The sequence below is a fragment of the Pseudoalteromonas sp. MMG024 genome (genome assembly GCF_021654175.1).
Classification (GTDB): domain Bacteria; phylum Pseudomonadota; class Gammaproteobacteria; order Enterobacterales; family Alteromonadaceae; genus Pseudoalteromonas.
This window is the reverse complement of the sequence record NZ_JAKFZO010000061.1, coordinates 1-481: the sequence shown is the minus strand read 5'-3', so window position 1 is coordinate 481 and position 481 is coordinate 1. Positions and strand designations below refer to the sequence as shown.

1 protein-coding gene is annotated in these 481 nt (G+C 41.4%); it reads left to right on the top strand.

The features are described 5' to 3' along the window. Positions 1-68: 68 nt before the first annotated feature. Positions 69-481, top strand: a 413-nt coding sequence (locus L1068_RS21860; RefSeq protein WP_237131967.1) for a transposase, incomplete at its 3' end; no start/stop codon positions are given.

The following is a 481-nucleotide window of genomic DNA, read 5'->3' as shown; positions in this document are numbered from 1 at the left end:
TTTTCGTGGGTTAGCTTAAAGCCAGAGCCATAATTAGTTTGTCAAATAACTAAACAGCAGAGGCTAGCATGACTAAACATAACATACTTTTCATTGGCTTAGATACTCATAAAGAGTTTGTGGAAGTGGCCTACATTGAAGATAATCGCGGTGCAAACCCCATTCATTTTGGACGAATATCTTCAGCCAAATTAGCCATAAAGAAGCTCATTCGTCAGTTTGAGTCAAAATATCCTCATGCAACTCTGCATTTCGTTTATGAAGCTGGCCCTTGTGGTTACTGGATTTACCGCTTAATTACCTCTCTTGACCATTGCTGTTATGTGGTTGCTCCCTCGCTTATTCCTAAAAAGCCTGGCGAGAAGATAAAAACCGATAAGCGTGATGCGCTTAAGCTCGCTAAATTACTCAAGTCTGAAGACTTAACCCCTATTTATGTACCTGAGCCTGAAGACGAGGCTGTTCGTGATTTATCTCGCGC